The sequence below is a fragment of the Actinomadura oligospora ATCC 43269 genome, from assembly GCF_000518265.1.
Taxonomy (GTDB): Bacteria; Actinomycetota; Actinomycetes; order Streptosporangiales; family Streptosporangiaceae; genus Spirillospora; species Spirillospora oligospora.
Genome location: NZ_JADG01000008.1, coordinates 222747 through 236825, shown reverse-complemented (window position 1 = coordinate 236825; position 14079 = coordinate 222747). Strand labels below are relative to the sequence as shown.

Below are 14079 nucleotides of genomic sequence, written 5' to 3'. Positions count from 1 at the left end.
GGTCCGCCTGAACCGGTCCTCCGCGGCGGGGCCGGTCAGAGCCAGCCGTTGCGGCGGAAGCCGCGGTACAGGCTGAGGCAGATCGAGGCGATCAGGCCGATGATCATGAAGTAGCCGTACCGCCACTCCAGCTCCGGCATGAACTTGAAGTTCATGCCGTAGATCCCGGCGATCGCGGTCGGCACCATGAAGATCGCGCCCCAGGCGGAGATCTTCCGCATGTCCTGGTTGTCGGCGACGGTGACCTGGGTCATGTGCGCCTGGAGGATCGGGTTCAGCAGCTCGTCGAAGGACTCCACCTGCTCGCGGACGCGGGTGAGGTGGTCCTCCACGTCGCGCAGGTACTCCTTGATCTCGGTCGGCACGAACCGGCGTCCCGACAGGCTGCGGACCGGGCCCGCGAGCGGCCCGACGGCCCGCTTGAGCTGGATGACCTCGCGCTTGAGCCGGTAGATGCGGCGCGACTCGTCGGTGCGCTCGGGGGAGAACACCGCCTCCTCGACCTCGTCCACGTCCTCCTGGATGGCGTCGGCGACGGCGGCGTAGCCGTCCACGACGTGGTCGGTGACGGCGTGCACGACGGCCGCCGGGCCCTGCGCGAGCCGCTCGGCGTTGGCCTCCAGGCCGCGGCGCACCGGGCCGAGCCCGCCGTGCTCCCCGTGCCGGACGGTCACCACGAAGTCCGCGCCGACGAAGACCATGATCTCCCCGGTCTCGACGACCTCGCCGCCCTCGGGGTCGCGCTCGACGTACCCGACGGTCTTCATCACCAGGAAGTGGACGTCGTCGTACCGCTCCAGCTTGGGCCGCTGGTGGGCGTGGATCGCGTCCTCGACGGCGAGCGGGTGCAGCCCGAAGACCTCGGCGATCTCCTGGAGTTCGGCGGCCGACGGTTCGTGCAGCCCGACCCAGACGAACCCGGCGCTGTCCTCGCCGGCCTCGGCGGGTTCGAGCCGTCCGTCCCGGACGAGGCGGACGGCGTCGCCGACCGAGTCGGTGCACACGCGGTGCCCGTCGATGTAGGCGGCCCAGTCGATGACCGCGCTGTCGCGGACGCAGGACGGGCCGGTGGGCGCCTGGACGCGTCCACGAGGCTTGAAGAGGGACATCGTCGCCCGCGTGGGGCGGACCCGGGTCATGGCCATGAGGTGCTCCTAACCCCCGGCCACAGCGCGCAGGCGCGCTCGACCCGCTTTGTCAGAGCGGGGAGCGCGTGGAGGGCGTGGCCGGACGCCTTGAAGAGGCGGTCGGACGGTCAGTCCGGCTCGGACTGTGAGGGTTCTCCGACGTACTGCACGTATCGCCAGGAATCATCCCGACCACCTCCTTCCGGACCACGAGGCCACAACCCCTGAAGGCTACCAGCGACAATTAAGACGCGGCGGACAACCGTCAGGTTGACGCACCGGTATGTCAGGCTCGTCACAGCAAGCGCCCGCACGCCCCGGATGCCCGCACAGTGTCCGGCCGTGCTCCGGCGGGGGTTCGGGGCCTCGGAGGGACGGGTGGGTTGCGGACGCGAGGACGGGCGGACCGTTAAGCTCCCCGACGTGCGAGTACTCGTCCTTGGAACGGGGGGCCGCGAGCACGCGCTCGCCCGCGCCCTGCATCGCGACCCTTCCGTGACCGCCCTGCACTGCGCCCCCGGCAACCCCGGGACGGCGGAGGTCGCGGTGAACCACGCGATCGACATGCTGAACCCGACCGGCGTGGTCGAGCTGGCTCAGCGGCTGGCCGTCGACCTGGTGGTCGTCGGCCCGGAGGCCCCGCTCGTCGCGGGCGTCGGCGACGCTCTGCGCGAGGCCGGTCTCGCCTGCTTCGGGCCGGACAAGGCCGCCGCCCGGATCGAGGGCTCCAAGGCGTTCGCCAAGGAGATCATGGAGGCGGCGGGGGTGCCGACCGCGCGCGCCCACGTGTGCGAAACGCTCAGCCAGGCCGAGGCCGCGCTCGCCGAGTTCAGCGCGCCCTACGTGGTCAAGGACGACGGCCTCGCCGCGGGCAAGGGCGTCGTGGTGACCAACGACCTCGGCGAGGCGCTGAAGCACGCCGAGGCCTGCGACCGCGTCGTCATCGAGGAGTACCTGGACGGCCCGGAGGTCTCGCTCTTCGCGCTCTGCGACGGGCAGGACGCCGTCCCGCTCGTCCCGGCGCAGGACTTCAAGCGCGCCTACGACGGCGGCGCCGGGCCCAACACCGGCGGCATGGGCGCCTACACCCCGCTCCCCTGGGCCCCGCCCGGCCTGGTGGAGGAGGTCATGGACACCGTCGTCCGGCCGACGGTGAACGAGCTGCGCCGCCGCGAGACGCCGTACGTCGGCGTCCTGTACGCGGGCCTGGCGCTGACCTCGCGCGGCGTCCGGGTGATCGAGTTCAACGCGCGGTTCGGCGACCCGGAGACCCAGGTCGTCCTGGACCGGCTGGCCACCCCGCTCGGCGGGCTGCTCCAGGCGTGCGCGCTCGGCGGGCTGCCCGCGGACCTCGAGCTCGCCTGGCGTCCCGGCGCGGCCGTCACGGTCGTCGTCGCGGCCGAGAACTACCCGGCGTCCCCGGCGAAGGGCGACGTGATCAGCGGCCTGGACGCGGCGAACGCCGTCCCGGACGCCTACGTCCTGCACGCGGGCACCGCGCTGAACGCCGAGGGAGAGCTGGTCTCGGCGGGCGGACGCGTCCTCAACGTCGTCGGCAGCGGGCCGGACGTGGCGTCCGCGCGCGCCGCCGCGTACGAGGCCGCGAGCAAGGTCGAGCTCCGGGGATCCCACCACCGCTCGGACATCGCCCTGCTGGACTGAGCCTCCGGCTCCGGGGCCGTTGGGGGTTACGTGTCGGTAGGCGACGCGGCAGAATGCACGCTTACTTGATTACACCCTCGACGAGAGGCCGCTCATGGCGGTGGTGGAGCCGGACGGCGCGTCCGAGCCGGAGCAGTACCCGGTCACGACGCTGGAGCTCTTCTTCGACCTGGTGTTCGTCTTCGCGATCACCCAGCTGACCGGCGTGCTCGCGCACGACATGACCCTGCGCGGGCTGGCCGAGGTCGTGCTCATGTTCGGCGTCCTGTGGTGGATGTACGCGGGGTACGCCTGGCTGACGAACATGACCGCGCCGACGACGGTCGGACGGCGGCTGCTCGTCCTCACCGGGATGGGCGGGTTCTTCATGATCGCGCTCGCCACGCCCGGAGGGTTCGGCTCCGGCGGCGTCGTGTGGGGGCTCGGGTACCTGATCCTCGTGCTCGCGCACGTGGTGCTGTTCGCGCAGGCCAACACGCACATCCTGCGGGTGCTCCCGGCGAACCTGACCGCCGCCGCGCTGATCATCGCGGCCGGGACGCTCGGGCACGGCGCGCCCGTCTACGTGCTGTGGACGCTGGCCCTGGTCGTCCCGGTCGTGCAGCCCTACATCGTCCCGCCGGGCGGGCGGTTCGACATCCGTCCCGGGCACATCGTGGAACGGCACGGCCTGCTCGTCATGATCACCATCGGCGAGTCGGTGGTCGCGATCGGCGTCGGCGCGGGCCACCAGAAGCTGACCGCCGGGCTGATCGCGACCGTCCTGCTCGGCCTCGCCCTCGCCGCCGCGATCTGGTGGACGTACTTCTCCCGGGACGACACGCACGCCGAGCACGCGCTGACCGCGGCGGACCCGGCGGAACGGGCGAACATGACGATGTCCGGATACTTCTACGCGCACATCCCGCTCATCGTCGGGATCATCGTCCTGGCCGCGGGCGTGAAGAGCACCGTCGCGGAGTCGTGGGACCCGCTGCCGTACGCGCCGTCGTTCGCGCTGGCCGGAGGAACCGCGCTGTTCCTGCTCGGCGACGCCTGGTTCCGGCGGATCGTGCGGATCGGGCCGTCCCGGATCCGGATCGCGGCGGCCTTCGCCTGCGTGGTCGGCGTGCCGCTGGCGCACTGGTCAGCGGCGGCCGGACTGGCCGCGCTCACCGGCGTCCTCGCGGCGGCCCAGCTCGCCGAGCACACCGTCCGCGCGCGGCGCGCGGAACCCGCCGGAGTCTGAGCGAGGGCGCCGGCGGGTGGGTCCGGGCCCGGGGCATGGGCGGCGAGCTGCCAGAATGGCAGGGTGATCGAACGCTACACCCTCCCCGAGATGGGGCGCGTCTGGAGCGACGCGCACAAGTACGAGCTCTGGTGCAGGGTCGAGACCCTCGTGGTCGAGGCGCACGCCGAGGCCGGGACGATCCCGGCGGAGGTGGTGGAGCCGATCCGCAAGGCCGCACCGCCCACGCCCGACGCCGTCCACGCGATCGAGGCCGTCACACAGCACGACGTGATCGCCTTCCTGTCCGCGTGGGCCGACAACACCGAACCGCGCGAGGCCGCCCGGTTCGTCCACTTCGGCATGACCTCGTCCGACCTGCTGGACACCGCGCTCGCGCTCCAGCTCGTCGAGGCCACCGACATCCTGCTCGCCAAGGCCGACACGCTCGTCGCGACCCTGCGCGACCACGCCCTCGCGCACCGGGACACCCTGCGCGTCGGCCGGACGCACGGCATCCACGGCGAGCCGGACGTGTGGGGCCACCGCGTCGCCGACTTCGCCCTCGCCACGGCCCGGTCCCGCGACCGGCTGCGCCGCGCCCGCGAGGCGGTCGGCGTGATGGCGATCTCCGGCGCCGTCGGCACCTACTCCAACATCGACCCGGCCATCGAGCGGTCGGTCGCGGAGAAGCTGGGCCTCCGGCCCGCGGACGTGTCGACGCAGGTCGTCATCCGGGACGGCATGTCCGAGTGGACGTCCGCGCTGGCGATCATGGCGACGGTGCTCGAGGCCATCGCGCTGGAGGTCCGGCACGGGCAGCGCACCGAGGTCCGCGAGCTGTGGGAGCCGTTCGGCAAGGGGCAGAAGGGCTCCTCGGCCATGCCCCACAAGAAGAACCCGATCATGTCGGAGCGGCTGGCGGGCATGGCGCGGATCGTCCGGGCCCAGGTCGTCCCGGTGATGGAGGGCATCCCGCTCTGGCACGAGCGCGACATCTCCCACTCCTCCACCGAGCGGATCTCCCTGCCGGACGCGTCGACCGCGCTCGACTACATGCTGAACCTGACCAACCGGCTGATGTCCGGGCTGGTCGTGGACGCCGACCGGATGCGCGCCAACCTCGACTCGACCGGCGGCCTCATCTACACCTCGACCGTCCTGCTCGAACTGGTCGAGGCGGGCATGTCGCGCGACGACGAGGCGTACCCGCTCGTCCAGAAGGCCGCCATGGAGACGTGGCGGACCGGCGTCCCGTTCCGCGAGACGCTGCGGACGCACGCCGCCGAGGCCGGGCTCACGCTGGACGAGGCGCGCCTGGACGAGGTGTGCCGTCCCGAGCGGTTCGTGGAGCGGCTGGCCCCGATGTTCGAGCGCCTCGAGGCGCTGAAGTAGCGCGGGAGCCCCGGCGGCCAGGGCGGCGGATCAGCCGATGGTCTGGTCGGTGGGGTTGCCGTACTGGTCGCGGATGACGGTCTGGACGACCTCGATCACCAGGTCGTCCAGGCCGGGGACGGCGCGGACGCCCGCCTCCGGGCGGAGCGTCTCGATCAGGGCGTCCAGCGCGGTCGCGGGGACGCCGAGCGCGACGTTCCCCTCGTCCAGTTCCTGGACCATGAGCGCGTCGCCGTCCGCCGGGACGAGGACGACCATCCTGTCGTCGCCCTGGAGCAGCAGGTCACGGCCGTGGCCGAGGCGTCCGGGCAGGGTCTCGGCGACGCCCTCGGCCTGGAGCGCGCCGATCCGCAGCCGGATCCGGTCGCCGTCGCGGGACCAGCCGATCTCGGGCACGAACAGCGCGCCGCTGCTCGATCCGTCCGCCTCGATCCCGGCGCGGACGGCCTCGGCGACCTCGGGGTCGTCGAGCAGCGACGGGCGGGTGATGTCGGAGACCAGGAGCGGCAGCCGGGCCGCGAGGATCTCGGTGAGCGCCTGCGAGTTCCACTTCCGGGAGACCTCGTACTCGTCCTCCGTCAGGCCCACGACCTGGAGGAACTGGACGCGGCCGTTCGGGGTGCCGATCTCGCCGAGCTCCGGGTCCTCGGCGAAGATCAGCGCGCTGAGCGTGCAGTCGTCGCGGTCGGCGGCGATCGGGCCGTTGGCGTTCATGTGGTGTCCGGGCGCGAACCAGTTGCCGGACGAGTAGACGTACCGGGCGAGGTTCTGCAGCAGGTTGACGACCCAGACGGGCGGTTCGTCCTCGCCGTCCGGACGGGCGAGCCGGAACGTGAACTCGAAGCCCCAGCCCGACTCGTCCGGGTTGTCGGAGTGCTTCCCGTACAGCTCCGACATGCCGTAGGAGATGTAGTGCCAGTGGCCGTCGCGCGGGTAGGCGCTGACGCCGTCCAGCGGGTCGGGGCCGCCCAGGCGGTACGACAGGACCGTGCCCCAGTGCCGCGGTTCGACGTCCCCGTAGAGCGGATGGAGGGCTTCGTCGATCGCGGTCCAGCCGTGGCTCTCGTCCATGGATGATCACTTTACGCAGATCCTCGTGAACCTTGGCGGAAGATCCGGGGTCTCAATGATCAAGGCATCGCGACGGGCGGCGAGGCGGACGCGACACACCCGCCTCGGTGGTTTACTGGGGCTGCGTCCACGAGGGGGCACGACCTCCCCCAGACCTCGTGTCCCGCTCGCCCGGAACAGGCGACCGGACGGGACGGGCCGACCCGCTCCCGCGTCCGACAGGCACCGAAACCCGCAGTTAAGGAGTCAGACGGCATGAGCATGGGCCACGAGGTCCGCTACCGCGTGCGCGGCGGTCGGCGGTTGCAGGGCACCGTCTTCGTCCAGGGCGCGAAGAACGCCGTCCTGCCGATGATCGGCGCCTCGCTGATGGCCGGCGAGGGCCGCACGGTGCTGCGCAACGTCCCGATCATCGAGGACGTCCGCCGCGCCGTGGAACTGGCCCGCGCCATCGGCGCCAAGGCGGAGCTGCACGAGGCCGAGCGGACGCTGGTCATCGACGCGTCCTCGCTGGACAATCCAGTCCTTCCCGCCGAGATCGCGTCCCGGTTCCGTGGCTCGTTCCTGTTCGTCCCGGCGCTGCTGCACCGGCTGGGCGAGGCCGTGATCGAGGGCGTCGGCGGATGCAACCTGGGCAGCCGCAACCTCGACTTCCACTACAACGGCTTCAAGCGCATGGGCGCGACCGTCACCGAGCAGGTGGACGACAACGGCGACGGCGTCATCCACATCAAGGCCGGCGACATGCGCGGCGCCACGCTGTACTGCGACACCCCGTCGCACACCGGCACCGAGAACCTGATCATGGCCGCGGCGCTGGCCCGGGGCACCACGCTGATCAAGAACGCGGCGCTGGAGCCGGAGGTGCTGGACAACATCGAGATCCTGCGCGCCATGGGCGCCAAGATCACCGGTGACGGCACCGGCTTCATCACCGTCGAGGGCGTCGAGAGCCTGACCGCGGTCGAGCACACCGTCATGCCGGACCGCATCGACGCGGGCGTCTTCGTGATGGCCGCCGCGATCACCGGCGGCGAGCTCTCGCTGGTCGGCGCGAACCTCGAGCACCTCGGCGTCGCCGCCGACAAGCTGGAGCAGATGGGCGTCGAGTTCCACCAGGAGGGCGCGGTCCTCCAGGTCCGGCGCGAGCGGACGCTGCGTCCGATCAACGTGATCACCGACGAGTACCCCGGCTTCGCCACCGACCTGCAGTCGCCGATCATGGCGCTGTCCTGCCTGGCGGACGGCCCGTCCTACATCTACGAGCGGATCTTCGACGGCCGCTTCAAGCTGGCCGGCGAGCTCGCCCGGATGGGCGCGAACATCGAGGTCGACGGCAACCGCGCCAAGGTGAACGGCGTGACCCCGCTGCGCGGCGCCGAGGTCGAGGCGCACGACCTGCGCTGCGGCTCCGCGCTCGTCCTCGCCGGGCTCGCCGCCGAGGGCGAGACCACGATCACCTCCGCCTACTACCTCGACCGCGGGCACGCGCACACCGCCGACCGCCTCTCGCAGCTGGGCGCCGACATCGTCCGCGAGACCGCCTGACCCTCCCCCCCCGTCCGCCGGGCCGCCGGCCTGGCCGATTTGTCGGATTTGTTCGGCATCGGCCAGCCCGCCGGAAGCACCGGCCCGGTTCGCCCTCCGAAGGCCGCGTCGCACCATCTGCGACGCGGCCTTCGCGTTACAGGAAAACCACCGCCGATCTCCGCGCGAACGCCCCGGCACGGCATTCCGTGACCGCCGGGAAGGGTGACGCCGCGGAGGGAACCGGGCGCGGGGGACGTCCTGACTCGCTCCCCTGACTGCCACGTCCACTTTCGGCCGCGCCGAAGAAAATTGACGAACAGACGCCGTGGCCGGGCCACCTGGGCCCCCGCGGACGACTTTCCAGAGGTCGGGACGCCGACTTGAGCGGATTTCGGCTCGGAGGTAAACCAAACGAACGCCGCAGGGGTCTCCTCAGTACGCGAGAGCGTCTGGGGAGGCCCCTTGCGGCCTTTTCGGGTCTTGTTTTTCTACTTCGGACATCCGAAGATGCAGGATCAAGACTGGCCGTATGGTGACAAGTTACTGACCAGGGGGTCCCGTAGGTTACTTTTTCGCCGCACTCTTGATTCGATTTCGCGTCTGGGCGTCACGCAGCGTCGCCCTGACCCGATCTGCCCACTGAGGAACGAATCGCACGGGAACTGCGGTGCAGGGTCAGAAGGCAGGGGCGACAAGCCATGAGTCAACCGTTGGGCGGAGCGTGCGCGAACGCATGGCCGGGACAGGGCCCCCGTCGAAAGCTTGGACGGGAAGCGAGCGGCCGATGACGGCCGCGCGGACAGGGTCGGTGGCACCCGACCTCACTATCGGTGTCGTGGGACCGCATGACCTGGTCGAACGGGTCATGCTGATGGGCCATGGCCCCACGCCGGTGCCGAGCCGGCTGGTGGCGGCGGCCTACCGGGACGAACAGGAAGCGGCCGACAAGGTCGTCCGGCTCGGGTCTGGGGTGGACGTGTGTCTGTTCGCCAGTCCGGTGCCGTACGACTTCGCCCGCAAGGCGGGCGTGCTCACCATGCCGGCCACCTACGTCCCACTGAACGGCGCGGCGCTCCAGGGGGCGCTCCTGCGCGCCTCGCTGGACGAGCGCTTCGACCCCGCGCGCGTGAGCATCGACGTGCTCGGGCGCGCGGAGGTCGAGGAGGCGTACGCGGAGATCAACCTGGCCACCGACCAGGTCCATCTGCGGGAGGAGGCCGCGGGTCCGGGGACCCTCGCCGCCTTCCACGAACGGCTGTGGCGGCGCGGCGCCACCACGGTCGCGATGACCTGCGTCCACGCGACGGCCGAACGGCTGGAGCTGGCCGGTGTGCCGACCATCCGGGTGCGCCCGACCGGCGCGGCGATCCGCAGCTCGCTGCAGACCGCGGCGCTGCTCGGCGCGCACCACCGGCTGGAGGAGTCGCAGCTGGTGGTCGTCCTGGTGGACGTCCCGACGCTGCGGGAGACCCCGCGCAGGGTCACGCCGCGCTACTGGCGGGACGAGCTGAAACTCGCCCTGCACCGCGTGCTCCTCCAGGAGGCGCACCGGATGAACGCGTCGGTGTGGCCGCTGGACGACCACTCCTACCTGGTCATCGCGACGCGGGGTTCGGTCACCGCGTCCACCGAGGGGTTCCGGACGCCGCCGTTCGTCGAGCGCGTGCGCGAGGAGCTGGGCCTGGCGATCGAGGTCGGCATCGGCATGGGACGCACCGCCCACGAGGCGGAGAACCACGCCAGGGCCGCGCTCGCGCGTTCGCAGAGTTCGCAGCGCACCCAGGGCTTCACCCTGGACCGGGACGGCCGGGCGCTCGTCCCCGCGCCGCGCACGCCGCCGCGCAGCCAGCCCCAGGCCAAGCCGAAGGGCCTGGAGATCCTGGCGCGCCTGGCGGACAAGCTCGGCGACCAGGAGCAACCCCTCATCGTGGACGCGGAGAACGCGGGCAAGATGCTGGGCGTCACCCCCCGGACGGCGCGCCGCCTGCTGCGCACGCTGGTCGAGGAGGGTCTCGCCTGGCCCCTGCCCCCGAACCGCACCCCACAGCCGGGACGGCCACGCCAGCTCTACCGCCTGATCGTGGAGAAGCTGGGTCCCAAGGCCAGCAACTGACCCGGCCGACGTGACGGGAGAAGCCCGGTCGTCGAACGACCGGGCTTCTCCGTCATGCGGATGGGGTGGTGGCGGTCAGCGCACCGTGTAGGCGTGGGTGAGCGTCTCGTCCACGGTGTTGCCGGAACCGTCGCGGGCGAAGGCGCGGAGCGTGACCGCGCCCTTGGCCGGGTTGTGGACGCGCACGACCCAGTGGTCGCCCTCCCGGACCACCGGCAGCGTGCGCCAGTGAGCGCCGTCGTCGTCGGACGCCTTGGCGGTGAAAGAGACCACCGGGCCGGTCGAAGACGCCCCCGCCTGGTGCTCGACGCGGACCGGGATGGACACCTCGCTTCCGGCAGGGCCCTGGTTGAGGTCGTTCAGCGACGGTGAGAACCGGACGGCCATCAGGGGCAGCGTCGTGGTGGAGCCGTCCCCCTTGGAATTGAAGGTCCAGGACGTGCGGACGCCGGTCGTGGCCTGCCACTGCGGATCGCCAACCTTGGCCTCGACGTCGAGACGGTACGCGCCCGCCTCGGCGGGAACCTTGAAGGCGCCCGTGCCCGGTTCGGTGGTCTCACCGAGGAGGGCTCCGTTCCGGTAGAGCCGGGTCGCTCCGGCGGATTGCTCGGTGTAGGCGTAGTTGGCTCCGTAGTGACCGGGCCCGTCGTCAGTGAACGTCGGGACCTTCACGTCGATGGTGTCTCCCTTGCGGAAGACCCACGCCGGGCGGGTGGTTCCCTTCATCGGCTCGGGCGCGGAGCTGAGCCAGGGGCCCAGCACGCCCTTGAACATGGTGTCGGTGAACCGTTCTCCCGGCTGGTACCCCTGGCTCCCGGAGAACTCTTCGGGTGTGCCGTCTCCGTCGCCGATCAGGACGCGGCTGAAGGTGAGGCCGGGAGCCGCCGAGACGTACTCGGTGCGAACGCTCGGGATGCGGATCTGCTCCGCGAAGTTGCCGAACTCCAGGTCGCCGAGGTCGGCCCCGCCCGAGAGGATCGCCGTTCTGGCGGCGCCCGCACCGCGATAGGTGATGTGGCCGGTCGCCAGGTCCTCGTCCCGGTCCTGGTAGACGGGGTTGTCCGGCATGCCGCCGATCGTCGGGTGGACGACGTTGTAGTTGTACGGGCTGGCCTCGATCCCGTGCGTCGTGACCGGGACCGGGGCGGTCTCGGTCAGGCGTCGCAGCCGTTCGCCCGCTTCTCCCGACGCCACCATGGTCGGCAGCGCCAGCTCACCGCTGTAGGACGGCACCTTGCCCGTTCCCGCCAGCAGGACCGCTCGCCCACCGGCCTTCGCGGCGTTCTGGACGCGTTCGGGGAGAGGCGTGTCCCCGGTGGACGGGTCGAGCACGACGAGGGCGCCTGTCACGTCCTTGAGGTCGTCCGGTGCGCCCGCGCCGCCGTCCACAGCCTTGAGGCCGAGGACACCGAGCAATGGAGGTGAGCTCTGGCCGTCCTCGTCCCGGGCGTAGGAGACGTCCACGGGGAACGGGGAGTCGCCCTCGACGTCGACCCGGATGAGCGGCTCCTGGAAGGTGCCTCGGGCGGTGAAGACGAAGTCGGAGGGCGGGGCGATGACGTCCGCGTAGACCTCGGCGCCCTCGGGCAGGATCGCCGTGCTGCCGCTGTAGGGGTATCCCGCGCCGGGCGGGGCCTTGACGTTCATCTGGACCTCCCAGAGCGTCGCCCTCGCGGTGGGGCGGGCGACGCCCACCTTGACCCGGCGGGCGCGGCGGCCGTCGAGCGTCACCGTCATGTCCTTGTCGACCCGCACCTCCGGTGCCGCGAGGACGAGGTAGGGCCCTTCCCGCCCGTGCTCGCCGACCGTGACGTGTACGGCGTACCTTCCGTCGGGCACGCGCAGTTCCTCACCCGGGCCGACACCCCACATCCCGAACTCGGGATCGTCACGACTGGTCACGGTCGCCATGGCCGGGAGGGGGTTGCCCTGCCGGTCGAGGACTTCGACCTTCAGGCCGTGGTCGGCCGCCGCCGCGCGCCGCACCGGCGCGGGGGCTCCGCCGATCCTGAACAGGTTCGGGTCGAGTTTGCGCTGGGCGGCGTCCGAGGGCAGGACGGTCAGGTCGCGGCCACGGCCGACCTGCTGGAAGGCGATGTGGTCGCGGCCCGGCCCGGGGTCGATGCCGACGACCGTGCCGTCCTGGACGCGGACCCGGTCGCCGGTGGGCAGCTTGACGGTCCTGACGGCGGTGTGGACGCCGGGCGCGACGGCCGCCTTCGGTGCGTTCGGAGCCGGGGGCGGCTTCGGCGCGGCCTGGGCCTGGGGCGCGAGGGGGACGGTGAGTCCGGCCGTCAGCAGGACGGCCTGGGAGAGGCGCTTCACGGAATCCTCGGGCTTTCGTCGGTCCAGCCGGCGGCCAGGTAGAGGCGCGTCGAAGGGGGGGCGGACATCCTCTTCATGGCCCCTGTCCTGTCCCGCACCATCTTGGAGCCGGAGATCGTCGTCGCCAGCACCTGCGAGGTGCGGGTGTCGATGATGAGCTGCGTCTTGACCTGCCCGCCGGCGGGCGTCGAGGCCAGGTGGACCAGAGCCTTGCCCTTGCGTCCGCGAGGGTCGGTCGCCGGGCCGAGCAACCGCACCCCGGGCACGTCGGCCAGGGCCCGGAACGCCGCGGCGCGGACCTTCGGAGGGGCGGGCTGGTCGGTCAGCAGGCCGATCAGCACTTCCACCAGGCTGTACGGCATGTCGGGCTTGGCGACGTTGCGGACGGCGAGCGCGCGCAACGCTTTCGGGTCGGTCGGCAGCTTCTGCAGCGCGGAGAGGGGAGGGTTGAGGCCGAGCACCGTCCCCATCAGCGGCACGCCCTTCTTCTCCTTGAGGAGTTCACTGCCCTTCTCGCCCGGCCCTGGCTTGGGGTTGCGGTAGGCGGTCCAGTACTGCCCGTCGAGGGTCATCCATTGGGCGTCCACGGACGCTCCGGGACGGACGTAGGTGGTCACGACGTGCCAGTACCTGCCGGTGGGGCGGGTCTCGGCGTGTTCGGCGGCGGTGAGCAGGACGGTCCGCGCCGAGTCGCCGGGGGACGTGGTGACGTGGGCGGGGCCGTTGGTGGCCGGGGCGTCGTTGAGCTCGCCCGCGACCAGCGTGGCGGCGAGCGCCGCGGCGGTGGCGGCACCGGCGAAGGCCAGCCCCCACGCGGGACGGATCCGGTGACGTCTCGTGGACGCGACGGCCTTGGACCGCGCGGCCTCGGGCTCCGCGTCCGAGGCGGCGATGTGCTCGTTCAGGCGGGCGCGCATCCTGTCGACTCCCTCTGGCGTGGGGCCGGGCTGGGCGTCGTGGTGGTGGTGGAGCGGGTGCAGGTCATTCATCGTTCGCGGCCTCCAGGGCGGCGCGGAGCTTGCGGCGCGCGCGGTTGACACGGGAGCCGACGGTGCCGGGCGGGACGCCCAGGGCGAGGGCGGCCTCGGCGTAGGTGAGCCGGGCGAAGGCGATCAGCGTCAGCGCGGCGCGGTCGTCCTTGGACAGCTTGGCCAGGCCCCGGGCGAGCCGGGGATGCAGCTGGCCCGCGGTCATCCGGTCGATCACCTGGTCGGCGTGGCCGGGCTCGACGTCGTTCAGGCCCGAGCGCTCCAGCGCCCGGTAGAACCGGGTCTCGGCGCGCCGGTGCCGCCTGATCAGGTGGGTCGCGATCCCGTAGAGCCAGGGACGGGCCTCGGAGTGCGCGAGGTCGTAGCGGTGCCGCTGGTCGAAGGCCGCCAGGAACGTGTCGGCGGTGACGTCCTCGGCGGCGGACGCGCCGAGCCGGGCGGCGGCGTAGCGGAAGATCCGCTCGTGGTACCGGTCGAAGATCAGCGAGAACAGTTCGGGGTCGGCGCGGGATCGTTCGATCACCGTCGCGTCGGACGGCTCGCTCTCCTCGCCCACGCCGGTCGCGCCGGTCGAAGGGGTCGGGACGATCGCGTCACCGGCCTGCCGGGCGGGCGGCGGATGGGTCACGTGCATGCTCGGGCGCCTTCCTCCGGGGAAAG

At 71.8% G+C, this 14079-nt stretch carries 10 protein-coding genes; 5 read left to right on the top strand and 5 right to left on the bottom strand.

Features of this window, described 5'->3' with window-relative positions; all coding sequences use genetic code 11:
* Nucleotides 1-35 precede the first annotated feature (35 nt).
* Nucleotides 36-1145: a magnesium/cobalt transporter CorA gene (corA, locus tag P696_RS0112950; protein ID WP_211245723.1), complete on the bottom strand. Its 1110-nt coding sequence runs from the start codon at nt 1143-1145 to the stop codon at nt 36-38.
* 405 nt (nt 1146-1550) lie between these two features.
* On the opposite strand from corA, the gene purD reads away from it, so the two are divergent.
* From purD to purB, 3 genes are all read left to right on the top strand, one after another.
* Nucleotides 1551-2789, top strand: coding sequence for a phosphoribosylamine--glycine ligase (purD, locus tag P696_RS0112945; protein WP_026412676.1), 1239 nt, complete (start codon nt 1551-1553; stop codon nt 2787-2789).
* 94 nt (nt 2790-2883) lie between these two features.
* Nucleotides 2884-4017 (top strand): low temperature requirement protein A, encoded by a 1134-nt coding sequence (locus tag P696_RS0112940; protein WP_026412675.1) that lies wholly within the window; start codon nt 2884-2886, stop codon nt 4015-4017.
* Between the two features lie 63 nt (nt 4018-4080).
* Entirely contained in the window at nt 4081-5391 is a 1311-nt protein-coding gene (gene purB / locus P696_RS0112935) for an adenylosuccinate lyase (protein WP_026412674.1), read from the top strand.
* A gap of 30 nt (nt 5392-5421) precedes the next feature.
* Here purB and P696_RS0112930 read toward each other — a convergent pair whose 3' ends face one another.
* Nucleotides 5422-6462 (bottom strand): suppressor of fused domain protein, encoded by a 1041-nt coding sequence (locus P696_RS0112930; RefSeq protein WP_026412673.1) that lies wholly within the window; start codon nt 6460-6462, stop codon nt 5422-5424.
* Between the two features lie 255 nt (nt 6463-6717).
* Between P696_RS0112930 and murA the strand changes: the two genes are divergently transcribed.
* Both murA and P696_RS0112920 read left to right on the top strand, forming a co-directional pair.
* Nucleotides 6718-8010: a UDP-N-acetylglucosamine 1-carboxyvinyltransferase gene (murA, locus tag P696_RS0112925; protein WP_026412672.1), complete on the top strand. Its 1293-nt coding sequence runs from the start codon at nt 6718-6720 to the stop codon at nt 8008-8010.
* Between the two features lie 832 nt (nt 8011-8842).
* Nucleotides 8843-10105, top strand: a complete 1263-nt coding sequence (locus P696_RS0112920) for a GTP cyclohydrolase IIa (protein ID WP_026412671.1) — start codon at nt 8843-8845, stop codon at nt 10103-10105.
* A gap of 75 nt (nt 10106-10180) precedes the next feature.
* Here P696_RS0112920 and P696_RS0112915 read toward each other — a convergent pair whose 3' ends face one another.
* The 3 genes from P696_RS0112915 to P696_RS0112905 are packed head-to-tail and all read right to left on the bottom strand — an operon-like array spanning nt 10181 to nt 14053.
* Entirely contained in the window at nt 10181-12430 is a 2250-nt protein-coding gene (locus P696_RS0112915; RefSeq protein ID WP_026412670.1) for a protease-associated domain-containing protein, read from the bottom strand.
* Nucleotides 12427-13419: a CU044_5270 family protein gene (locus P696_RS55835; protein WP_026412669.1), complete on the bottom strand. Its 993-nt coding sequence runs from the start codon at nt 13417-13419 to the stop codon at nt 12427-12429. The genes P696_RS0112915 and P696_RS55835 overlap by 4 nt, the downstream gene beginning before the upstream one ends.
* Nucleotides 13412-14053, bottom strand: coding sequence for an RNA polymerase sigma factor (locus P696_RS0112905; protein ID WP_084337367.1), 642 nt, complete (start codon nt 14051-14053; stop codon nt 13412-13414). Before P696_RS0112905 ends, P696_RS55835 begins: the two co-directional genes overlap by 8 nt.
* Nucleotides 14054-14079 lie beyond the last annotated feature (26 nt).

Bases quoted from the DNA above. Each gene is read 5' to 3' on its own strand.
- murA (WP_026412672.1), top strand. From the start codon at position 6,718: ATGAGCATGGGCCACGAGGTCCGCTACCGCGTGCGCGGCGGTCGGCGG.
- P696_RS0112930 (WP_026412673.1), bottom strand. From the start codon at position 6,462: ATGGACGAGAGCCACGGCTGGACCGCGATCGACGAAGCCCTCCATCCG.
- P696_RS0112940 (WP_026412675.1), top strand. From the start codon at position 2,884: ATGGCGGTGGTGGAGCCGGACGGCGCGTCCGAGCCGGAGCAGTACCCG.
- P696_RS55835 (WP_026412669.1), bottom strand. From the start codon at position 13,419: ATGAATGACCTGCACCCGCTCCACCACCACCACGACGCCCAGCCCGGC.
- P696_RS0112905 (WP_084337367.1), bottom strand. From the start codon at position 14,053: ATGCACGTGACCCATCCGCCGCCCGCCCGGCAGGCCGGTGACGCGATC.
- corA (WP_211245723.1), bottom strand. From the start codon at position 1,145: ATGGCCATGACCCGGGTCCGCCCCACGCGGGCGACGATGTCCCTCTTC.